This is a genomic window from Lentzea indica (assembly GCF_012184385.1).
GTDB lineage: Bacteria > Actinomycetota > Actinomycetes > Mycobacteriales > Pseudonocardiaceae > Lentzea > Lentzea indica.
The window spans coordinates 34,755-55,327 of sequence record NZ_VSRL01000011.1 but is presented as its reverse complement, the minus strand read 5'-3'; the positions used below and the strand labels follow the sequence as shown (position 1 = coordinate 55,327).

At 68.0% G+C, this 20,573-nt stretch carries 20 protein-coding genes and 1 pseudogene; 6 read left to right on the top strand and 15 right to left on the bottom strand.

Translation table 11 applies throughout. The features are described 5' to 3' along the window. Positions 1 to 21 precede the first annotated feature (21 nt). On the bottom strand, positions 22 to 1,221 hold the full coding sequence (nagA, locus tag FXN61_RS05175) for an N-acetylglucosamine-6-phosphate deacetylase (RefSeq protein ID WP_167970741.1): 1,200 nt from the start codon (positions 1,219 to 1,221) through the stop codon (positions 22 to 24). A 189-nt stretch (positions 1,222 to 1,410) separates the two neighbouring features. On the opposite strand from nagA, the gene FXN61_RS05170 reads away from it, so the two are divergent. Next, positions 1,411 to 2,085, top strand: a complete 675-nt coding sequence (locus tag FXN61_RS05170; RefSeq protein WP_086662552.1) for a FadR/GntR family transcriptional regulator — start codon at positions 1,411 to 1,413, stop codon at positions 2,083 to 2,085. Here FXN61_RS05170 and FXN61_RS05165 read toward each other — a convergent pair. After that, entirely contained in the window at positions 2,071 to 2,949 is an 879-nt protein-coding gene (locus tag FXN61_RS05165) for a LysR family transcriptional regulator (protein WP_167970739.1), read from the bottom strand. The two genes, FXN61_RS05170 and FXN61_RS05165, sit on opposite strands and share 15 nt — an antisense overlap. 71 nt (positions 2,950 to 3,020) lie before the next feature. Here FXN61_RS05165 and dapA point away from each other — a divergent pair, with 71 nt between their 5' ends. Next, positions 3,021 to 3,878, top strand: coding sequence for a 4-hydroxy-tetrahydrodipicolinate synthase (dapA, locus tag FXN61_RS05160; RefSeq protein WP_167970737.1), 858 nt, complete (start codon positions 3,021 to 3,023; stop codon positions 3,876 to 3,878). Here dapA and FXN61_RS05155 read toward each other — a convergent pair. The 10 genes and pseudogenes from FXN61_RS05155 to FXN61_RS05115 all read right to left on the bottom strand — a co-directional run bounded on the left by FXN61_RS05155 (position 3,875) and on the right by FXN61_RS05115 (position 12,437). After that, positions 3,875 to 4,705, bottom strand: a complete 831-nt coding sequence (locus FXN61_RS05155; RefSeq protein ID WP_446684929.1) for an amidohydrolase family protein — start codon at positions 4,703 to 4,705, stop codon at positions 3,875 to 3,877. The genes dapA and FXN61_RS05155 overlap by 4 nt on opposite strands. Then, positions 4,705 to 5,661: an aldo/keto reductase gene (locus FXN61_RS05150; protein ID WP_312877553.1), complete on the bottom strand. Its 957-nt coding sequence runs from the start codon at positions 5,659 to 5,661 to the stop codon at positions 4,705 to 4,707. Before FXN61_RS05150 ends, FXN61_RS05155 begins: the two co-directional genes overlap by 1 nt. Further along, complete coding sequence (locus tag FXN61_RS05145; protein WP_167970731.1) at positions 5,658 to 5,969, bottom strand: L-rhamnose mutarotase; 312 nt, start codon at positions 5,967 to 5,969, stop codon at positions 5,658 to 5,660. The genes FXN61_RS05150 and FXN61_RS05145 overlap by 4 nt, the downstream gene beginning before the upstream one ends. 3 nt (positions 5,970 to 5,972) lie before the next feature. After that, positions 5,973 to 6,428, bottom strand: a complete 456-nt coding sequence (locus FXN61_RS54130; RefSeq protein WP_312877552.1) for an ABC transporter permease — start codon at positions 6,426 to 6,428, stop codon at positions 5,973 to 5,975. 130 nt (positions 6,429 to 6,558) lie between these two features. Beyond that, a pseudogene (locus tag FXN61_RS54125) lies at positions 6,559 to 6,771 on the bottom strand (ABC transporter permease); the annotation flags it as partial. A gap of 212 nt (positions 6,772 to 6,983) precedes the next feature. Further along, positions 6,984 to 8,459 (bottom strand): sugar ABC transporter ATP-binding protein, encoded by a 1,476-nt coding sequence (locus FXN61_RS05135; RefSeq protein ID WP_167970729.1) that lies wholly within the window; start codon positions 8,457 to 8,459, stop codon positions 6,984 to 6,986. Beyond that, positions 8,456 to 9,496, bottom strand: a complete 1,041-nt coding sequence (locus FXN61_RS05130; protein WP_167970727.1) for a sugar ABC transporter substrate-binding protein — start codon at positions 9,494 to 9,496, stop codon at positions 8,456 to 8,458. Before FXN61_RS05130 ends, FXN61_RS05135 begins: the two co-directional genes overlap by 4 nt. Before the next feature lie 15 nt (positions 9,497 to 9,511). Beyond that, complete coding sequence (locus tag FXN61_RS05125) at positions 9,512 to 10,264, bottom strand: SDR family NAD(P)-dependent oxidoreductase (RefSeq protein ID WP_167970725.1); 753 nt, start codon at positions 10,262 to 10,264, stop codon at positions 9,512 to 9,514. Continuing rightward, a complete protein-coding gene (locus FXN61_RS05120; RefSeq protein ID WP_223165315.1) occupies positions 10,257 to 11,579 on the bottom strand; it encodes an enolase C-terminal domain-like protein in 1,323 nt (440 codons plus the stop codon). Before FXN61_RS05120 ends, FXN61_RS05125 begins: the two co-directional genes overlap by 8 nt. Positions 11,580 to 11,582: 3 nt before the next feature. Next, positions 11,583 to 12,437, bottom strand: coding sequence for a fumarylacetoacetate hydrolase family protein (locus FXN61_RS05115; protein WP_167970721.1), 855 nt, complete (start codon positions 12,435 to 12,437; stop codon positions 11,583 to 11,585). Positions 12,438 to 12,819: 382 nt separating this feature from the next. Between FXN61_RS05115 and FXN61_RS05110 the strand changes: the two genes are divergently transcribed. Both FXN61_RS05110 and FXN61_RS05105 read left to right on the top strand, forming a co-directional pair. Then, positions 12,820 to 15,366, top strand: coding sequence for a S8 family serine peptidase (locus tag FXN61_RS05110; protein WP_167970719.1), 2,547 nt, complete (start codon positions 12,820 to 12,822; stop codon positions 15,364 to 15,366). Positions 15,367 to 15,581: 215 nt separating this feature from the next. Further along, complete coding sequence (locus FXN61_RS05105; protein ID WP_167970718.1) at positions 15,582 to 16,499, top strand: N-acetylglucosamine kinase; 918 nt, start codon at positions 15,582 to 15,584, stop codon at positions 16,497 to 16,499. Positions 16,500 to 16,507: 8 nt separating this feature from the next. On the opposite strand, the gene FXN61_RS05100 is transcribed toward FXN61_RS05105, so the two are convergent. Both FXN61_RS05100 and FXN61_RS05095 read right to left on the bottom strand, forming a co-directional pair. Then, complete coding sequence (locus FXN61_RS05100) at positions 16,508 to 16,912, bottom strand: type II toxin-antitoxin system VapC family toxin (RefSeq protein WP_167970716.1); 405 nt, start codon at positions 16,910 to 16,912, stop codon at positions 16,508 to 16,510. Continuing rightward, positions 16,909 to 17,181, bottom strand: a complete 273-nt coding sequence (locus FXN61_RS05095; RefSeq protein ID WP_167970714.1) for a type II toxin-antitoxin system Phd/YefM family antitoxin — start codon at positions 17,179 to 17,181, stop codon at positions 16,909 to 16,911. The genes FXN61_RS05100 and FXN61_RS05095 overlap by 4 nt, the downstream gene beginning before the upstream one ends. Positions 17,182 to 17,307: 126 nt before the next feature. On the opposite strand from FXN61_RS05095, the gene FXN61_RS05090 reads away from it, so the two are divergent. Next, positions 17,308 to 18,546: a hypothetical protein gene (locus FXN61_RS05090; RefSeq protein WP_167970712.1), complete on the top strand. Its 1,239-nt coding sequence runs from the start codon at positions 17,308 to 17,310 to the stop codon at positions 18,544 to 18,546. A gap of 39 nt (positions 18,547 to 18,585) precedes the next feature. Here the strand turns inward: FXN61_RS05090 and FXN61_RS05085 are convergent, their stop codons facing one another. Next, positions 18,586 to 19,230, bottom strand: a complete 645-nt coding sequence (locus FXN61_RS05085; RefSeq protein ID WP_167970710.1) for a DUF3159 domain-containing protein — start codon at positions 19,228 to 19,230, stop codon at positions 18,586 to 18,588. Between the two features lie 126 nt (positions 19,231 to 19,356). Here FXN61_RS05085 and FXN61_RS05080 point away from each other — a divergent pair, with 126 nt between their 5' ends. Then, positions 19,357 to 20,568 carry an ROK family protein gene (locus tag FXN61_RS05080; protein WP_167970708.1) on the top strand — a complete coding sequence of 404 codons (1,212 nt, stop codon included), beginning with the start codon at positions 19,357 to 19,359 and terminating at the stop codon, positions 20,566 to 20,568. The last annotated feature ends 5 nt before the right edge of the window (positions 20,569 to 20,573 follow it).

Below are 20,573 nucleotides of genomic sequence, written 5' to 3'. Positions count from 1 at the left end.
CCTTTCGCCATGAGGTGCGGGCTACTGGCCAGCGGTGGCGTAGCCGGCGGAGACAGGCCGAGCAGGCACGGCTGCGTCGAACACGACCCGGCCGTCGACCCAGACCTTCTTGGGCCGCAGGTCGTCGTCCCACCACACGAGGTCTGCGACGGCACCCGGTGCGAGCCGACCGAGACCGGACTCCCCGATCACCTCAGCAGGAACAATCGTCGCGGAAGCAAGAGCATCAGCCACCGGAACACCCACAGACACGATGTTCCTCACAGCACGGTCCAAAGTCAGCGCCGACCCCGCGATCGTGCCCTCCGGCGAACGCGGCACCCCGTCCTCGGTGAGCAGAACGTCCGCCCCACCAAGGTGGTACCGCCCGGGCGGCATCCCCGCAGCAGCAACAGCATCGGTCACCAGGGCAACCCGTGCCCCAGCAGCGTTGAACACCAGACGGCACACATCCGGCCCAACGTGAGCCAGGTCAGCGATGAGCCCCAACGTGAAGCGCTCATCGACCAAAGCCACGCCAGGAACACCTGGCTCCCGATGCCCCAACGGCCGCTGGGCGTTGAACAGATGGGTGACCATCCGTGCCCCGGCATCGGCAGCAGCCCGAGTCTGTTCACCAGTGGCGTCGGAGTGCCCGACAGCCACCAGAACCCCGGCCTCGACGAGTCGGCGCACGGCCTCCAACCCGCCAGGCTGCTCAGGTGCCAAAGTCACCATCCGCAACGCACGGCGGAGCGTGTCGTCCTCCAAAAGCGCCGAGATCTGGTCCGGGCCAGGCTCGACCATGAACGACGGGTCGTGCACCCCGGCCCGTTTCGGCGACAGAAAGGGCCCCTCGAGGTGCACGCCGAGGGGGCGCGCTCCCACTCCGTCCGGCAATGCGGCCGACGCGGCCAGAACGGTCCGAGCCTGCCGGATGACCACGTCCACGGGCGCGGTGATCAGCGTGGGCAAGAACCTGGTCACACCTGTGGACGGCAGAGCTTCGGCCACGGATCGCATCCCGGCGGCGTCCACCTCGGCGAAGTCGACGCCGACGGCGCCGTTCACCTGGACGTCGACCAGGCCCGGTGTGAGCAGGCCGTCGGACAGGACCTCCGCGCCGGGTGGTGCTTCACCGGTGGTCACCTCGACGATGCGGCCGTCCCTGATCCGCACCGAGGCAGGACCGACGATCGTGCGACCGAGCAAAGCGCGCGGTGCTGCGACAACGGCGTCCAAGATCCCTCCTTGAATGGTCCAGACCATTATGGCGACAACAGGGGTTCGCGTCACGTATCGTTAGTAGATAACCATCTCACATCCCAATACGTGAATCACAGCCATTCGTACCGGGGTCCGCCGAAGATGACCAACCGTGGCGCATACTGGTCCTCAGACATCCGAGGTCTACGACGAGTTGAGGGTGCCGTGGCAGTCACTGACGATGCGATCCTGCGCGTCAAGGAGATGATCGTTTCGGGCGAGCTCAAGCCTGGCGATCGCCTCCCGCGAGAGGCTGACCTGGCAGAACGCCTCGGTCTGTCGCGCAACTCCCTGCGCGAGGCGGTGAAGGCGCTGTCACTCGTTCGAGTGCTGGACGTCCGCCAGGGCGACGGCACCTACGTGTCGAGCCTGCGCGCCGACGACCTGCTCGGCGCCCTCTCGTTCGTGCTCGATCTGCACCGAGGCGAAGATTCGGTGCTCGAAGTTCTCCAGGTCCGCCGCATCCTCGAGCCCGCCGCCGCCGCGATGGCAGCCCAGCGCGTCGACGCGGAAGAGATCATCAAGCTCCGCGCGCTGTGCGACGCCGCCGAGTCCGCGAAGTCCGTGGAGGAACTGGTCGAGCACGACCTCGACTTCCACCGCGCCATCGCCCAGTGCTCCGGCAACGCCTACCTCGCCCAGCTCCTGGACACGCTGGCAGGCCCGACGGTGCGCGTCCGCATCTGGCGCGGCATCACCCAGTCGAACGCTGTCGATCGCACGGTCGCCGAGCACCGCGCCATCGTCGACGCGCTCGCCGCTCACCAGCCCGAACTCGCGCGCAGCTGGTCGACGGTGCACGTGGCCGGCGTCGAGCAGTGGCTGTCAGACCTGGCGTAGCTGCTCCAGCACCGCACGCACAGCAGGCTGCCCATCCGCTCGATGCCGCACCACAGCGGAAACAGTCCGGAACACCTGCTGCTTCAACGGCCGCAACGCCACCCCGGGCCGCCGCGCCACGGAAGGCACCAAAGCCACACCCAGCCCGGCCTCGACGAGCCCGCACATCACGCCGAAGTCGTCGCAGTAGGCCTGCGCCCGCGGCACGAACCCGGCGGCACCGCAGGCACGTTGCGTCAGCTCGTGGCACGACGCGTCGGTGCGCGGCATGATCCACGGCCGGTCGACCAACACCGACAGATCCACGGAGTCCTGCTGCACCAACGGATCGCTCAACGGCAGAGCCACGTTCACGGGCTCCACGAACAGCTCGTGCGACTCACAAGACGTCGGCAACGAGCGCGGCATGATGTTGTACGAGTGAATGACCGCGATGTCGATGTCCCCGCGCCGCAACGCCGGCAGCGACGCCTCCGGTTCCATCTCGTGCACGAACAGGTCCACATCGGACCCGTGCGCCGAGCGCAGCACCTGGATCACGCGCGGCAGCAGGGCGGCGACCGACACGAACGCCCCGATCCGGACCACACCCGACACCGAGGTCCGCAGCGACGCCAGATCTGCCTCGGCCGCCGCCAGCTGGTCGAGGACCAGCTGCGTGTGGGCGGCCAGCACGTGGCCGGCGCGGGTCAGCGTCAACCGGCGCCCTTCCCGTTCGACCAGCGCCACGCCCGCCTCGCGTTCCAGGGCGGCCAGCTGCTGGGAGACCGCGGGAGAGGTCACGTGCAGGGCCTCCGCGGCGGCGGTGACCGTGCCATGCACCGACAGAGCGTGGAGCAACCTCAACCGTCGTACGTCCAACACAAAGCTCAGCTTAACGTTCCGAGCAGAACTTCTAACTGGAACTTTGCGAAGACTAGAGCCACGCTGGAGTCATGTTCGGACGAGTGCTGGTAGCGATGGTCACCCCGTTCACCCCCGACGGTGACTTGGACATCAAGGGTGCGCAGGAGCTGGCGGCGCACCTCGTCGACAAGGGCGGAGTGGACGGGCTGGTCGTCAACGGCACGACTGGCGAGGCGCCGACGACGACCGACGCGGAGAAGGCGCAGGTCATCAAGGCCGTGACAGAAGCGGTCGGTGACAGGGCCAAGGTGCTCGCGGGCGTTGGCACCAACTCCACCCGCCACACCATCGAGCTCGCGCGCCAAGCCGAGGAGAACGGCGCGGACGGCCTGCTCGTGGTGACGCCGTACTACAGCAAGCCCACGCAGGAAGGCGTCGAGAACCACTTCAAGCAGGTGGCCAACGCGTCCGGCCTGCCAGCGCTGCTCTACGACATCCCCGGCCGCACGGCCACGGCGATCGAGACGGAGACGCTGCTCAGGCTGTCAGAGCACCCGCGCATCGTCGGTGTGAAGGACTGCAAGGTCGACCTGCTGGCGACGGCCCGCGTGATCGCCGAGACCGGCCTCGACTACTACTCCGGCAACGACGAGCTGATTCTGCCGCTGTACTCGATCGGCGGCGTCGGCACGGTCAGCACCGTCGGGCACGTCGTCGGCAACGAGATCAAGGCCATGCTCGACGCCTACGACGAGGGCGACAACAAGGAGGCCCTCCGGCGCCACCAGGCCCTGCTGCCGGTGATCACCGCGATCATGACCCGCGAGCCGGGCGCCGTGGCGGTCAAGGCCGCGCTCAACCTGCTCGGCCTGCCGGCGGGCCCGGTCCGCGAGCCGCTCGCCGAGGCCACGCCGAAGCTGATCAACGAGCTCAAGGCGCTGTTCTAGAGCGAGTAGACCCGGCGAGCAGTGCCCGAGAAGATCGCAGCCTGCTCGTCGGGCGACAGCTCAGACGTCAACTCCCGAGCGGCCTCAAGCCATTCCGAGTACGAAGCCGCGAGCAGGCACACCGGCCAGTCCGAGCCGAACATCAACCGTGACGGCCCGAACGCGTCCAGCACGACCTCGAAGTACGGCCGCAGCAAGGCCACGTCCCACGACTTCCAGTCGGCCTCGGTGACCAGCCCGGACAGCTTGCACGTCACGTTCTCGTGCACGGCCAGCGACCGGATCAGCTCAGCCCACTCCCCGACCGATCCGGAACCGATCGCGGGCTTCGAGCAGTGGTCCACCACAAAGGAAACGTTGCCCAACGCCGCGACGGTCTTGCGCGCCGCCGGCAGCTGGTGCGGCAACGTCAGCAGCTCGTAAACCAGCCCTTCAGCGCCAACGGCAGCCAGACCGTTCCAGACGTCCTTGCGGCACAACCACTCCGGGTCCGGCTCGCCCTGCACCTGGTGCCGAATCCCGCGCAGCCAGGAACCGTGAGGACCACCGGTCAGCTCCGCCAGCGCGTCACCAACGCCCGCGGAAGTCAGATCGGTCCAGCCCACCACCGCGCCGACAACGTCCGAAGAAGCAGCAACCGCGAGAAACTCCGGCGTCTCCTCCGGCACGCACACCGTCTGCACCAGCACGGAAGCCGAAACAGAAGGCGCCGCGGCGACGAAGTCCGGCTCCAGGAACGACCGCCGGATCACGCCCATCGGCGGATCGGTGATCCAGTCCTGGTCACGCACGGACAGGTCCCACAGGTGGTGGTGGGCGTCGACGATCACGGCGTCGGAACCTCCTCGCCGAGCAGGCCGGAAGACTTCAGCTCCTGCCACAGCTCATCGGGAATCGAAGCCGAGAAGTACGCGGCGTTCGAGGTCATCTGCTCAGCGGTCCGCGACCCGATCACGACGGACACCACGGCAGGGTGGCCCAGCGCGAACTGGATCGCCACCTCGGGCAACGTCACCCCGTGCCGTCCGCACACCTCAGCGATCGACCGAGCCCGCGCGACCAGCTCAGGCGGCGCCTCCTCGTAGTTGTACTTGGCGTCAGCGGCCACCTCGGGCTTCGACAGCAGTCCGGAGTTGAACACCCCGCACGCCACCACCGAAACGCCGCGCTCCAGGCACGCGGGCAGGAACGACGGCAGCGCCGGCTGCTCCAGCAACGTGTACCGCCCGGCCAGCATCACCACGTCGATGTCGGTCTCGCGGACGAACCGCTCCGGCATCTCCCACTGGTTCATGCCGACACCGATCGCGCCGACGACACCCTGCGACCGCAGGTCCTCCAGCGCCGGATAGGCCTCGCCGAAGGCCACGTCCCAGTAGTCATCGGGATCGTGGATGTAGACGATCTCCACCCGGTCGGTGCCCAAACGCTCCAAAGAGGACTCGATGGACCGGCGAACACCGTCTCCCGAGTAGTCGCGCACACGACGGAAGTGCCGAGGCACCGCGAAGCCCTCGTCATCGAGGCCCTCACCGTCGAACGGCTCCAGCAACCGCCCGACCTTCGTGGAGATCACGTACTCGTCGCGCGGCCGCCCGGCCAGAGCCACGCCGAGCCGCCGTTCCGACAACCCGAGACCGTAGTGCGGCGCGGTGTCGAAGTAGCGAACGCCGTTCTGCCAGGCCGCCTCGACCGCACCGAAGGCCACCTCGTCGGAGATCTCCCGGTACAGGTTGCCGATCGGCGCGGCACCAAAGCCCAGACGAGATACAGCAACCTTCACGGCAGCTCCCACACAAGTCGCACATCGGGTTCGGCGCCGGAGTAATCGTCCTCGACCTCCAGCAGTTCTGCCATCTGAGCTTGCCACGGAATGTTCGCGGGGTGAGTGGCCAGACGAGCACGCATCGCCCGGTAGTCGTCCACTTCAACGAGGTGGAACAGCTCGCGTCCGGACCGCCAGATCCGCCACGAGTGCACCCCGGCCTCACGCAGAGCGGCGTCCAGCTCCACGGGAATGGTGGCGTGAACGCGGTCGTAGTCGGCCTCCCGCCCCTCGCGAAGCCGGGTGTGCAGCGCAACGGTCTCCAAGACTCACTCCTGCTTCTGACCGGTCGCGAACCGGGTCACGATCAGCGCGAGGATGATCACCGCGCCGTACGAGGCCTTGATGTAGAAGCCGGACACGCCCTGCAGCCGCAGGATCTGCTCGACCAGGCCGAGCATCAGCACACCGGACAGCGCACCGAACAGCGTGCCCTTGCCGCCCTGCAACGAGATGCCGCCGATCACCGCGGCCGCGAAGACCTGGAAGATCATGCCCTCGCCCTGCGTCGCGGCGACGGAACCGAGCCGTCCGGTCATCAGGATGCCCGCGATCACGGCCAGCACCGAACCGATGATCAGCACGATCCACACCACGCGGTCCACCCGGACACCGGCGGCACGCGCGGCCTCCGAGTTGCCGCCGACCGCGTACAGCGAACGGCCTGCGCGCAGGTACTTCAGCACGAAGATGCCCACCGCGTAACAGACGACGCAGATCCACACCGCGGCCGGCAGCCCGAGCCAGGTCGTGGAACCCAGGTACAGGAACGACTCCGCACGCGATCAGCGACTTGCCCTCGGTGATGGCGAGTTGCAGACCGCGCAGCATGGTCAGCATGCCCAGGGTCACCATGAACCCGGACAGCCCGATCTTCAGGATCAGGAACCCGTTCAGACCGCCGATCGCGACACCGATGAGCAGGCACAACGGCAGCGCCATCCACGCGGCCAAGCCGACGTCGAGACCGCCTGCCGACGCGGGGATGATCAACGCGACCGCCAGCGCGGGTGCGAGACCGACCGTCGACTCCAGCGACAGGTCCATCTTGCCGACGATCAGGATCATCGCCTGCCCCAGCACCAGCAGCGAGAGCTCGCTCTGCTGGGTCAGGACGGCGATCAGGTTGCCGGGCGTGAGGAAGATCGGCGACAGGATCGCCCCGACGATCAGCAGAATGATGATCACCGGGACCAGTGCGAGGTCCTGGTACCGCGCGAACTGGAACTTCTGCTTGGGCGGTGGCGTGGGCGCCGAGACCTGCGGAGTCATGGCCTTCGTCATTCCGAGCTCATTCCCTCAATGGCGGCGATGAGTTCCTGGTCGCGCCAGCCGCGTGCGAACTCGCGCACGACCTGACCGTGGAACATCACCAGAACACGGTCGCAGACCCGCAGGTCGTCGAGCTCGTCGGACACGACGATCGCCGCCTTGCCCCGGCGTGCCTGCGCGTCGACGACCCCGAGCAGCGACTCCTTGGACTTCACGTCGACGCCCGCGGTCGGGTTGATCAGCACCAGCACGGACGGGTCGTTGGCGAGTGCCCGCGCCATCACGACCTTCTGCTGGTTGCCACCGGACAGGTCGGACACCGGCTGGTCCGGCCCGGCCGCCTTGACGTCGTAGGACGCGATCGCGGTGCTTCCTGCCGAACGTTGCGCCGACGGCCACACGAAGGAACCCGCCGTGCTCATCGTCGCGTTCTCCGCGATCGACAGGTCGAGGACGAGCCCCTGGTGGTGACGATCCCGTGGCACACAGCCGATTCCGGCCTTCAAAGCAGCCGGAACGTCACCACCGCGCACCGCAGAGCCGTCCACCGAGATCGAACCGGACGACGGCTTGCGCAGCCCGTAGACGGTCTCTGCGAACTCGTGCTTGCCGGACGACGCACTGCCCGCGAGCCCGATGACCTCACCACGCGTCGCCGAGAGCGAGATGTCCGAAAAGGACTCCCCGCTCAACGACGACACGGTCAGCACAAGATCTTCAGAGGACGGCCGATCATCACCGCTGGGCACGTTGAGCCCGCCGGCCTCACCCGTCATCGCCTCGATCAGGTCGGGCTTGGACATCTCGGAGACCGGTGCGGTGACGATGTGCCGCGCGTCGCGGTAGACCGTGACGGTCTGGCAGACCTCGTACACCTCCTGCAGGTGGTGGGAGATGAAGAGGAACGTCACTCCCTTGTCCTGCAACGACCTCATCCGGTCGAACAGCCGCTCGATCGCCGGTCCGTCGAGCTGCGCGGTCGGCTCGTCGAGGATCACGAACCGGGAGCCGATCGACAGCGCCCGCGCGATCTCGACGAGCTGCCGCTGCTCGACGGTCAGCGCGGACACCAGTTCGTCCGGGTTCACCGCCACGTCGTAGGTCTCCAGCAAGGAGGAAGCCTCCTGCCGGAGCTTCTTCCAGCTGATCAGGCCGCCGCCGAGGTCCTGCCGGTTGATGAACAGGTTCTCGGCGACCGACAGCTCCGGCACGACCGTCGACTTCTGGTACACGCACGCGACGTGACGCCGCCACGCCGCGCGGTCGGCGACGGGCGGCGCGGGCTCACCGAAGAAGCTGACCTCGCCCGCGTCCGGCACCTGCATGCCGGTGAGGACCGAGACCAACGTCGACTTGCCCGCGCCGTTGCGACCGACGAGCGCGTGCGACTCACCGGCCCGGATCTCGATGCCCACGTCGTCCAACGCGAGCGTCCGCCCGAACCGCTTCGTCACGCCACGCGCGATGGCTGCGAACTCGGTCATTTGGCGATCTGGTTGCCCCAGAAGGCCTTGTCGTCGACGTTCTCCTTGGTGATCAGCGGTGCCGGGAGCTGGTCCTCCAGGCGGCCGTCGCCGACGTCGACGATGGTGGAGTCGTGGTCGGTCTTGCCGGGCGAGAACGTCTTGCCCTCAACAGCGGCCTTGGCGTAGAAGAGCGCCCACTGCGCGTAGAGGTCGGCCGGCTGGGAGACGGTCGCGTCGATCTCGCCCTTGCGGATCGCTTCCAGCTCGGACGGGATGCCGTCGTTGGAGACGATGAAGACGTGCTTGGGGTCGCTCGGCGGGACCAGCAGGCCCTTCTGCCGCAACACCTGCAGCGTCGGCGCGAGGAACACGCCACCTGCCTGCATGTAGATGCCGTTGATGTCGGGGTGCTGGTTGAGCCTGGTCTGCAGGGCCGCTGACGCCTTCGGGCCCTCCCAGTCGGTCGGCTCCTCGAACACCGTGATGCCGGGGTAGTTCTGCTTCATGCAGGCGGCGAACGCCTCGGAGCGGTCACGGCCGTTGACCGACGACAACGCGCCCTGGAACTCGATGACCTTGCCCTTGCCACCGAGCTTGTCGCCGAGGAACTTGCAGGCCTTCTCGCCGTACGCCTTGTTGTCCGCGCGCACGACCATGTAGGTCTTGCCCTTGTCAGGACGGGTGTCGACGGTGATCACGGGGATCTTCGCCTTGTCCAGCCTGTCCAAAGTGGACGCGATCGCGCCGGTGTCCTGCGGGGCCATCACGATCGCCTTGGCACCCTGCGACTGCAGCGACTGCGCGTTGGCGACCAGGTTCTCCACCTTGTTCTGCGAGTTGGTGGGGTTCAGCAGGTTGATGCCGAGTTCCTTGGCCTTGTCAGGGAAGTACTTGATGTAGGAGTTCCAGAAGTCGGAGTCGGCTCGGGGGTGGTCGGCACCGATCGGGCCGACGCCACTGGCACCCGTTCCGGCGGACCCGCCACCGCACGCGGTCAATGTCAGAGCACCGGCGAGCGCGAGGCACACCGCGGCGGTGAGGTTGCGACGCTTCATCGTGTCATTTGCCTTTCATGACTGCTTGGGACGCAAGCGCAAGCCATACATGCCACCGTCGACAGCGAGAATCGTGCCTGCGGTGGAACCGGAAAGCGGGCTCGCCAGGTAGGCGATCGCACCCGCGACCTCATCGGCGGAGACAAGACGCCCGTGCGGCTGGCGTGCCTCCAACGCGGCTCGTTCGGCTGCCGGGTCCGGCGCCGAGTCGAGCAGGCGGCCCACCCACGGGGTGTCCGCCGTGCCGGGAGCGACCGCGTTGACGCGAATGCCTTCGCGCACGTGGTCAGCGGCCATCGCGAGCGTCAGCGAGTACACCGCGCCCTTGCTGGCCGAGTAGAGAGCACGCTGCGGGAGCCCGGCCCAGGCAGCGATGGAGCAGGTGTTGACGATCGCCGCGGACGGCGAGTTCCTGAGGTGCGGCAACGCTGCCCGCGACACGCGGACCATGCCCAGCACGTTGACGTTCATGACGCGCTGCCACTCGTCGTCGGCGTTGGCCGCGACGTCGCCCTGCGCACCGATCCCCGCGTTGTTCACGACCACGTCGAGCCGGCCGAACCGCTGCACGACCTCGTCGATCGCGGCCTTGACGCTGTCGTCGTCGGACACGTCCGCGCGGATCCCGACGAGCGGGTCCTTGACGTCCGGGTCGAGGTCCAGCGCCACCACCGTCGCACCGCGCGACGACAGCAGGTTCGCCGTCGCGAGACCGATACCGGACGCACCGCCCGTGACAACGGCGACAAGTCCTTCGAAGTCAGTCACTCTCGCCCTCCAATGCTGTCCACACCGGACCGTCCGGGTAGAGGTAGTCGGACAGCGTCTCGTCCTTGAGCTGAGCGGAGAATCCCGGCTCGGCGGGTACCAGGTAACGGCCGCGCTCGACGACGGCCGGGTCCAGGAAGTGTTCGTGCAGGTGGTCGACCCACTCGATCACGCGCTCGCCGACCTCGCCGGAGATCGCGGCGTAGTCGAAGAACGACAGGTGCCTGACCAGCTCGCAGAGGCCGACACCGCCGGCGTGCGGGCACACCGGGACGTCGAACTTCTTGGCCAGCAACAGGATCGCGATGTTCTCGTTCACGCCCGCGACCCGGCAGGCGTCGAGCTGCAGGACGTCGATCGCGCCCGCCTGCAGGAACTGCTTGAACACCACGCGGTTCTGCACGTGCTCACCGGTGGCGACCCGGATCGGGGCCAGCGCGTCCGCGATCGCGCGGTGCGCCAGCACGTCGTCCGGTGAGGTCGGCTCCTCGATCCAGTACGGGTTGTACGGCGCCAGCTCGCGCATCCAGCGCACTGCCGTGTCGACGTCCCAGCGCTGGTTCGCGTCCACCGCCACGCGAACGTCCTCGCCGACGACCTCGCGGGCGAGCTTCATCCTGCGCACGTCGTCGTCGAGACTGCCGCCGACCTTGAGCTTGATCATGTCGAAGCCGTCGGCGAGCGCCTGCCTGGCGAGGCCCGCGAGCTTCTCGTCGGAGTAGCCGAGCCAGCCGGGTGACGTCGTGTAGGCCGGATATCCCTCGCGGGCAATGGTCTCCACGCGCTCGGCCTTGCCGTGCTCGACCTTCCGCAGGATCTGCAGCGCCTCGTCCGGGGTGAGAGCGTCACTCAGATAGCGGAAATCGACGAGGCTGACGATCTCCTCCGGCGTCATCCTGGCGAGGAACCGCCAGACGGGCAGCCCTGCGCGGCGGGCGGCGAGGTCCCACGCGGCGTTGACGACGGCGCCGATCGCCATGTGCGCGACGCCCTTCTCGGGGCCGAGCCAGCGGATCTGCGAGTCGCCGATCAGCTCGAAGTACAGCTCCGCCAGCCCTTTCGCGGTCTCCGGCACGTCCTTGCCGACCACGTGCGGGGCCAGGGCCCTGATCGCGGCGGCCTGCACGTCGTTGCCGCGGCCGATGGTGAACGCGAGGCCGTGGCCCTCCGGTCCGTCGTCGGTCCGCAGCACCACGTACGCGGCGCTGTAGTCCGGGTCCGGGTTCATCGCGTCGGAGCCGTCGAGCTCGCGCGACGTCGGGAACCGGATGTCCAGCACGTCCAGTGCGGTGATCTGTGGTGTTTTCCGGGGCATGGTTCAGGCCTGCCCGAGGGTCTGCCGCTGCTTGCCGAGGCCCTCGATCTCCAGCTCGACGACGTCACCGGCACGCAGGTACGGCTTGGGCTCCGGCTGGCCGAGGGCGACACCGGCCGGGGTACCGGTGTTGATCACGTCACCCGGTCGGAGGACGAGGAACTGGCTCAGGTAGCGCACGATCTCCGCGACCGGGAAGATCATGTTCTTGGTGGACGAGTTCTGCTTGATCTCGCCGTTCACCCAGAGCCGCATCTCCAGGCTCTGCGGGTCGGCGATCTCGTCAGCGGGCACGAGGAAGGGGCCGAGCGGGTTGAACGTCTCGCAGTTCTTGCCCTTGTCCCACGTCCCGCCGCGCTCGATCTGGAACTCCCGCTCGGAGACGTCGTGCGAGAGCACGTACGCGCCGATGCAGCTCAGAGCGTCCTCTTCGGACTCGAGGTAGCGAGCGGTGCGCCCGATGACGACGCCGAGCTCGACCTCCCAGTCGGTCTTCACCGACCGGCGGGGAACGAGCACCTCGTCGTACGGGCCCACGATCGTGTCCGGCGTCTTGAGGAACATCACCGGCTCGCCGGGGATGTCGGCGCCGGTCTCCTCCGCGTGGTCGCGGTAGTTGAGGCCGATGCAGATGACCTTGCCAGGACGCGCGAGCGGAGGCCCGACCCTGACACCTTCCGCGTCCAGCACGGAGAGCTCGCCGGCTTCGAGTGCCTGCCTGGTACGTGCCACGCCGTCGTTCGCGAGGAACGCGCCGTCGATGTCCGGGGTGATCGGCAGGAGGTCGTACGTGACCCCGTCGTCTGTCCTCACTGCAGGACGTTCATCGCCGACCGGCCCCAGGCGCAAAAACTGCACGGCCGTTCCTCCTCTGGTCACACCGCACGAAATACATCGGATGTATAGCCCCGAGAGGCTGCGTTCGTCTAGGTCCCAGCGTGAAGTCGTCCGATGAATAGCGGGAGTTGATCATGAAATTGGTGGCTGCATCACTCCTGGTGGGCGCACTGCTCACGCCGTCCGGCCCAACCGGGCCTGTAACCGTTTTCGTCGAGCTGACCTCGACGCCGCCGTCGACACGGGCACCGTTTCACAGGCTCGTTCAGCGCGGGACCGCACGTCGGTGCAGGTCTCCCAGGTCGTCTCCCGGTCGGGAGGCCGGGAAGTTGCGCGAACGACCAACGCCGTGCCGGGCGTGGTCCTGTCGACAGAAAAGTCACGCCTGTCTGCTTTGTCGCGCATGCCCGAGGTGCGAGCCGTGCACCGGATGGTTCCCAAGAAGCTCGCCAACGCGCACGCCGTCCGTCTCACCCGGACAGCCGACGCGTGGAAGTCGCTCGGACGTTTCGGGGACGGCGTGCGGATCGGGGTGATCGACACCGGCATCGACTACCGGCACGCGGACTTCGGCGGCGGTTCGTTCCCCAACGCCAAGGTCGTCGGCGGTCACGACTTCGCGGGCGACGCCTACACCGGGTCGCCAGGGTCACTGCCAGAGCCGGATGCCGATCCCCTGGACTGCGAAGGCCACGGCACGCACGTCGCGGGTACCGCGGCCGGGTTCGGGGTGAACGCCGATGGCACGACCTATCGAGGGCCCTACAGTTCCGTCGATCTCGACTCGTTGAAGATCGGACCGGGGACGGCACCTCACGCGTTGCTCTACGCATTGAAGGTGTTCGGCTGTGAGGGCGGCACGAACCTGACCGCGCAGGCGCTGGACTGGGCGCTCGACCCCAACGGCGACGGCGACTTCTCCGACCGGCTCGACGTGGTGAACCTGTCGCTGGGCAGCGACTTCGGCGCGGCGGACGACCCAGACGCGCTGTTCGTGCGCAAGCTCGTGCAGAACGGCGTGGTCGTGGTCGCGGCAGCCGGAAACGGTGGCGACTTCTACGACGTCGCCGGGTCGCCGGGCAACGCAGCGGAGGCGATCTCGGTGGCGAACAGCCGTGACGCGTTCTCGATGCTCGACGGGCTGGAGGCGCTGGGGAAGCAATGGCCGGGGCAGTACAGCCAGAACTACAAGGGACCGCTGGATCTCACGCTGCCCGTGGTGCGTCTTTCGTCCAACGTGGACGGTTGCCAGCCGATCTCGGAGCCGTTGGGCGGGAAGATCGTCTGGCTGGAGTGGGACGACAACGACGCCACGCGTGCCTGCGGTTCCGGCGCGCGCACGGACAACGCCTGGAAGGCAGGGGCGGCGGGAGTGCTGTTGCCGACCTCGTTGCCGGTGTTCGCGGCCGGGATCGCCGGCAATGCGCACATTCCGGCTTTTCAGCTGACCGCGCCCGCTTCTGCCGCTCTGCGTCCCGCACTGGAAGCCGGAACGTTGACCGTGCATCTGACTTCCGCGTTGAAGCTCGCGGTGCCATCGGTGGAGCCGTCGATCGTGGACACGATCACTCCGTCCTCGTCGCGTTCTCGTTCGTCGATCTCGGTGGCCGCGCCGGGTGACACGGTCTTCTCCGCCGCCACCGGGACGGCCTCCGACGGCGCGTCGATGGGCGGGACCTCGATGGCGTCGCCGCACGTGGCGGGCATCGCCGCGCTGCTGCGCGAGGCTCATCCGAAGTGGACCGTCGCGGAGATCAAGGCCGCGCTGGTGAACACCGCTTCCGGCGTTGTCCGGTCTGCCGCGGGCGTGCGAGAGGCGCCCATGCGGGTCGGTGCCGGCCGGGTGGACGGGCTCGCCGCCCTGTCGACGGACGTGCTGGCGTTGGGCGACGCGTCGTTCGGCACGGTCGAAGTGATTGCCCCATTGTTGAACAATCGAACGATCCGATTGTTGAACAAGGGAACGAACATCGTCCGCCTGCAGGCGCGCTACGAGCCGATCACTGCGGTACCCGGCGTGTCCTTCCAGGTCACGACGCCGTACGTGGTGCTGCCGCCGGGAGGGTCGGCGTCGGTGCGCGTGCAGCTGCGGATCGTGAACCCGGCGGCGCTGCGCAAGACACCCGATCCCACGGTGTCGCTGGCCGGCGGGCGGCAGTTCCTGGCAGAGGCGTCCGGGCTGGTGGTGTTCTCGGGGGACCGTTCGCTGCGGGTGCCCGTGTACGCGGCACCGAAGCCGGTGTCACGGCTGACCGTGGCAGGCGGCCGGGTCGCCGGCCGTGGGCTCGATCAGCAGGACTACCAGTCCCGCATGACCGTGCTGCAGCTCGGCGCAACCTCGGACCGCCTGCCGGACTGCGGCCCCGACCTGCAGGACAACTGCGCGATCAACCGCACCGCCCGCGGCGGCGACCTGCGTTACGTGGGCGCCACGGCGACCCCCGACCTGCTGGCGTTCGGCGTCGCGACCTGGAACACCTGGGCGAACATCGGCAGCAACACCAAGCCGGAGGTGAGGTTCTCGGTGGGCGGCAAGGACTTCGTGACAACGGCGGTGAAACGGACCAACGCCGACGGCGACGTGACCGCCGACATCTGGTTCGCGCAGACCACTCCCGCAGGTTCGGAGGAGGTCATCGACGAGCAGCCGTTGAACGGCCTGGACGGCTCCTTCGACACGAACCTGTTCGACAGTGACGTCGTCGTGCTGCCGGTCTCGCGGTCCGCGCTGCCGCCCGGCCCGGTGACCTACACCGTCGGCGTGCACAGCCGTTACACCGCACCGGCCGACCCCGACGAACTCGTCGACGTCGCGCCTTCTGCCACGTTCTCCTACGAGGTGATCGTCCCTTCACTGTCCACAGTGGTCCATCCGGGTGATCAAGTTCCTTCTGGATCGCTGGTGTTCTTCCACCACAACGCAACGGGTAACCGTGCGCTGGTGCGGTGATCACTGCCTTTTCCGCGTTCATTCCGCGTTCAGACGGGTGCATCGTGGTGCCGATCCCGCGCCCTCACATCGGGCATATGGGGGCGCGGGGTCGGTGCCGCGAGGTGCCCCGCTGGGCGTGAAAGGGGCCGGGAAAGGCAGTGATCACCGCACCACCCAGGTGACACCCGGTTGGGCGTGCCTATGGTGAGCGACTCTCGGCATACTCGGTCGTTATGGATCTGGTCGTGGGACTCGACGCTGGCGGCACCTCAACCAGGGCGTTGGTGCTCGATCTCGACGGCGCCCGCCTGGGCCAGGGCATGGCGGGCGGAGCAAACCCGAACTCGCACCCACCGACAGTGGCCGCCGCCCACATCGGCGAAGCGCTGGCGGAAGCGTTGGACGGCCTGGACTCCCGCAAGGTCCGTTCGGGCGTGTTGGGCATGGCCGGCGCCTCGAAGATGGCAGACCCTGCCGTGTCCACGCTGTTCCATGAGGCCTGGGAACGCGCGGGCCTGCACTGCCCGATGCGCGTGATCACCGACTGCGAGGCGGCCTTCGCCACCGGCACCTCGTCGCCCGACGGCACGGTTCTGGTGGCGGGCACCGGTTCCATCGCGGGTCGCATCGCGAGCCACCGCATGGTCGGCCAGTCCGGCGGCTACGGCTGGCTGATCGGCGACGACGGCTCGGCGTTCTGGCTGGGCCGCGAAGCCGTCAGGGCGACCCTTCGCCTTCTGGACCTCGACGCGCCCTTGGAAGGCCTGGCCACCGCCGTGCTGACGGCCGCGGGCGCGCGCAACCGCGGTCAGCTGATCAACGCGGTCAACGCCAAGCCGCCCATCGCGCTGGCGCAGTTCGCTCCCCTGGTCAGTTCCGCCTACCACCACGGCGATCCGGAGGCGTTGACGATCGTGGCGTCCGCTGCCCGGTTGCTCGCGGACACGGCCTCCGTCGTGCGCGAGCCGTCCGACACGTCACCGATCGTGCTGGTGGGCAGCCTGATCAAGACGCCGGTCGGCACCCATCTGAAGCAGGAACTGCTCACGCGCTGCAACGCTCAGGTGATCATGGCGACCGAGGGCGCTGCCGGAGCGGCCTGGCTGGCGGCCGTGGACGTGCTCGGGCCCACCGCCCCGCGCCCGGCTTGAGAGCGCCGTCATTCCCCAGGAGCGGTCACAGGAAGTCCAAGGCCGATGGCGGCTGCCGCCAGGCGTTTGTCGTAGGTGACGAACGCAGTGATCTTCTTGTCCGACGCGACAAGCACGTCGGCCGTGGCGAGATGTATGGCATCCAACGATCGCAGCAGAGGATCGGCGTACGCGGCCGCCGTAGCGCGAACAGCAGCGTTGATGTCCACCCTGTGCAGCCGGGCGAGGACGCCTGCGACGGCGCCCAGCACACCAGGGGAACTACGCCGGAGAGCACGAGGCAGCTCCACCTCGATCAACGCGGACGACACGAGAGACTGGTCCGTGGCGTCGTTCAGCCACTCGACCAGCGCCTCGGTTTCCTTCTCCTCGCGCACCAACTTCACGACCGCCGCCGTGTCGAGGTAGATCACCAGCGTTCCTCGTCACGCATGGTCGAGAGCAACTCCCCCGCGTCGGCGCCCGGCTCCGCCTTGGCGCGCGGCATCGGGATGGGACCCGCGATGGTCGGCGGCGTCACCACGCCCGCGGCGATCAGGTCGTCGAGTTCGCCCTCGACCACCGGCACGATGCGCGCGATCGGCTTGCCCCTGTTGGTGATCTCGACCGTCTCGCCACGCTCGACGCGTTCCAGCACACCAGCCGTGTTCTGGTTCAACGTGCGGATGGGAATCTGCTCCATGAGAGCATGGTACTACCTCACGTACTACAAGTCGGCGGGTCACGGAGCGGATTCGCGGTCAACTGTGCGTAGCGGTGTGCCGACGGCCCTGACAGTCCCGTCGGTGCGGCGGAGTAGGTTCGCCGGATGGACGACGAGTTCCTCCTCGTGCCGGATCCCGCCGAACTCGGCCTGCCGGACGAACTGCCGCCGATCCGGGTGCCGGACTTCGCGACGCTGGCATCGCAAGCGCGCGGCAGCGCCTTCCTCACCAAGGTGCACCAGGTGGCGACATGGCTCGACGGTCGCGAAGTGGTGGTCGAGGACTTCGAGCTCAGCGCGGCCGACACGGCTGCCGCGACGGCCGCACTCGGCTGTTCCGACAACGAGTTCGAGATGCTGTGGGAACTCGCAGAGGATCTCGACTTCATCGAGGTGACGGACGACGAAGCGCGGCCTGCCGAAGGACTAGAAGAGTGGCCGGACGGCAGCGACGACGACGTGGTCGAGGTGTGGGACGTCGCGTTCGAGTTCGTGCTCACCGAGTCGGTCTGGTACGACGGCGACCTCGATCCGGAGACCGATCCGGACCTCGGTCCTGCCGGCCCCGCCATGATGTTCGGTCTCTTCCTGGCGGGCGGGAACGGCTTGCCCCGCAACGAGTTGAGCGAACTCGTCCGAGCCGGGCTGACAGAGAAGCCGGACAAGGATCCCTTCGAGACGGCCGGCGACCCCACGCCCGCGCTTCTGGGGCGGTTGCGCGAACTCGGTGCCGTGGAGATCGTCGAGGACACCGTCAAGCTGACCCCGCTCGCGTTGTGGGGCATGCGCGAACGGTACGTCGCGCTGGGCGTCGACATCGGCGTGCTGCCGCCGGTCGAACAGATGACCGCGGCCGATGTTCTCGCCGCCGGTGCGTTGCTCAGTGACGAGGAGAGCGCCGCCGAGTCCCAGGCCTGGCTCACGCTGCGCGCTCCTGAGCAGGCAGCTCGGGAGCTGATCTCCGCGGCGGTGCTCGGCGACGCCTTCGAGCGGATGTACGCCGTCCATCTGATCAGGTCCAACGACCTGGGCACCGAATCGCTGTGGCGGTCGGCGATGGACCTGCCCGAGATGCGACCGTACGCGAAGACCGAACTGGCCGGCGAAGAGCCGGACATCGCCGAGGCGGCATGGCTCCTCACCGACGTGGTGGCGGCGACGGGCGAAGTCGAGAACGCGTTCCCGCCGGAAGTACCGCACGAGCTGGTGCAGGACATGTTCGACGCGATGTGGCGCCTTCCCCATCCGGAGGCGGGAGAAGTGCTCACCATGATCGGCGCGGAACACCCGGACAAGAAGATCGCGAAAGCGGCGCGGAAAGCGGCTTTCAAGGTGCAGCCGTAGAACTTGGAGCCGCTCCATGGGCTCCCACCTTCAGGCGTCCTAAACCGACTCGGGCTCCTGCGGGTGCCGGAAGCCGGGGTGCCCGGCTGGCAGCGCCCGCTTCAACAACCACCCCGACACCAGGATGCAGACGATCTGCAGCGGCCAGGACAGAGCCGCTCGCAGAGTGGCCAGCCAGAACACCTGAGCATCGAGCCACAACGGCGTGAAGACCGCGACCCGCAGCACGTACTGCCCAACCCAAGCCCAAGAGGCAACTGAGTAGGCGCGCAAAAGGGCAGGATCCCGACGCCACCGCGTCTTCTGCCCCAAAAGCGTCCCCACCACCACGCCCAGCAGCGGCCAGCGCACGGCGATCGAGCCCGCCCACGCCAGGGCCGAGGCGACGTTGGACAGCAGCTGGATGAGGAAGAAGTCCTCGACGCGCCCGGTGTACAAAGCGACCAGCGAAGCGGCGACGACCAGCAGCACCGAGAGAACGACCGCGCGGGGCTTCTCGCCGCGCACGAAGCGGAAGACGCCGATCACCACTCCGCACAGGACGGCGGCGACGGCGCCCGCGCCGATCGAGTGGCCCCACAGCAGCCAGCCCGCGACGAACGCCAGCGGAGGCAGGGAGGCGTCGAGGGCGCCGCCTCGGCCTCCGAGCAGTGATGCGAGCGACTCCTGGCGCACGTCGGTCATGCTTCCAGACTGCCTTAGGTGAACCTAAGTCAGGTAACGGACCCATATCGGGGATTGACCGCGGTGAACCAGGTCACTACCGTCTTGCGAAATCGTCTGGAAAGTTAACAGACAGGAGCGGACCTAATGCGTGCCGGAAGCCCACGACTGCTGCGGGAGATCAACGACCGCGCAGCCATCGAGGCTTTGCTGCGCAACGGGCCGCTGACCAGGTCGGAGTTGGAGGGCCTGATCGGTCTCTCCAAGCCGGCGACCGCACAGCTGCTCACCCGGCTGGAAACCGCCGACACCGTGGTCCGCAACGGACTGCGCGGCGGTGGACGCGGGCCGCGTGCCCAGCTGTGGTCGGTCAACGGAACGCTTGCGCACATCGCCGCTGTCGATCTCACCCCCGAGACGGTCGACATCGCGATCGCGGACATCTCCGGTGCCGTGCTCACCGAGCACAAGGCTCCGATGCCCGTGAAGCACGGCGTGCTGGAGGCGTTCGTGAGCGCGGTCGGCAAGGCGTGCGGGCAAGCGGGCCTGAGCGCCGACCAGTTGCTGCACGTCGTGGTGGGCTGTCCCGGAGCGGTGAACCCCGCGAACGGCGAGCTCGCCTACGCACCACATCTGCCGGGCTGGAACGGTTTCGACATGCCCGGCCGGTTGCGCGAGCAGCTCGGGACGTCGGTGAGCGTCGAGAACGACGTCAACCTCGTCGCGCTGGAGGAGATGGTCGCCGGACGGGCCACGGAGGTGCGCGACTTCGTCGTCATCTGGCCCGCGGACCTCGTCGGTGCCGCTGTCGTGATCAACGGAGTGCTGCTGCGCGGCGCTTCCGGTGGCGCGGGCGAGATCGACGGGCTGATGATCCCCGACCGCGCCTCTGCCGACACCGACACGGACCGCTCCGGCGGCACGTTCGGTGAGCTGCTCAGCAACGCGTCGATCTGCAAGCTCGCCAGGGCTCACGGGCTCGCCGCGCGCAACGGTCACGGTGCCGTGCGCAAGGCGTTGGCCGCGGGGCGTGCGGGCCGGGAGTTCATGGGTGATCTCGCCAGGCGCATCGCCACGGGCGTGGCCAGCGTCGTCGCGGTGCTCGACCCGGAACTCATCCTCCTGTCCGGCGACATCGCGCAGGCAGGCGGAACCACGCTGAACGATCTCGTTGCCGCGGAACTGCGGCAACTGGTGGTGCCGAGGACACCCGTCCAACTGGCTCTGGTGACCGGGAAGCCCGTGCGCAGTGGCGCACTGCACTCGGCGCTGGCCGTAGCTCGCGAGACGGTGTTCGGTCTGCCGGCAGCCACCACGGCTCCATTCCGCGGCCCTGTGGTCGCCGGGTCCCCACGTTGATCGAG

What these genes read in the sequence shown, in the direction of transcription:
- FXN61_RS05130 (WP_167970727.1), bottom strand. Translation starts at nt 9,496, where the DNA reads ATGAAGCGTCGCAACCTCACCGCCGCGGTGTGCCTCGCGCTCGCCGGT.
- FXN61_RS05080 (WP_167970708.1), top strand. Translation starts at nt 19,357, where the DNA reads ATGCGTGCCGGAAGCCCACGACTGCTGCGGGAGATCAACGACCGCGCA.
- FXN61_RS05085 (WP_167970710.1), bottom strand. Translation starts at nt 19,230, where the DNA reads ATGACCGACGTGCGCCAGGAGTCGCTCGCATCACTGCTCGGAGGCCGA.
- FXN61_RS05105 (WP_167970718.1), top strand. Translation starts at nt 15,582, where the DNA reads ATGGATCTGGTCGTGGGACTCGACGCTGGCGGCACCTCAACCAGGGCG.
- FXN61_RS05120 (WP_223165315.1), bottom strand. Translation starts at nt 11,579, where the DNA reads ATGCCCCGGAAAACACCACAGATCACCGCACTGGACGTGCTGGACATC.
- FXN61_RS05090 (WP_167970712.1), top strand. Translation starts at nt 17,308, where the DNA reads ATGGACGACGAGTTCCTCCTCGTGCCGGATCCCGCCGAACTCGGCCTG.
- FXN61_RS05095 (WP_167970714.1), bottom strand. Translation starts at nt 17,181, where the DNA reads ATGGAGCAGATTCCCATCCGCACGTTGAACCAGAACACGGCTGGTGTG.
- FXN61_RS05135 (WP_167970729.1), bottom strand. Translation starts at nt 8,459, where the DNA reads ATGACCGAGTTCGCAGCCATCGCGCGTGGCGTGACGAAGCGGTTCGGG.
- FXN61_RS05110 (WP_167970719.1), top strand. Translation starts at nt 12,820, where the DNA reads ATGCCCGAGGTGCGAGCCGTGCACCGGATGGTTCCCAAGAAGCTCGCC.
- dapA (WP_167970737.1), top strand. Translation starts at nt 3,021, where the DNA reads ATGTTCGGACGAGTGCTGGTAGCGATGGTCACCCCGTTCACCCCCGAC.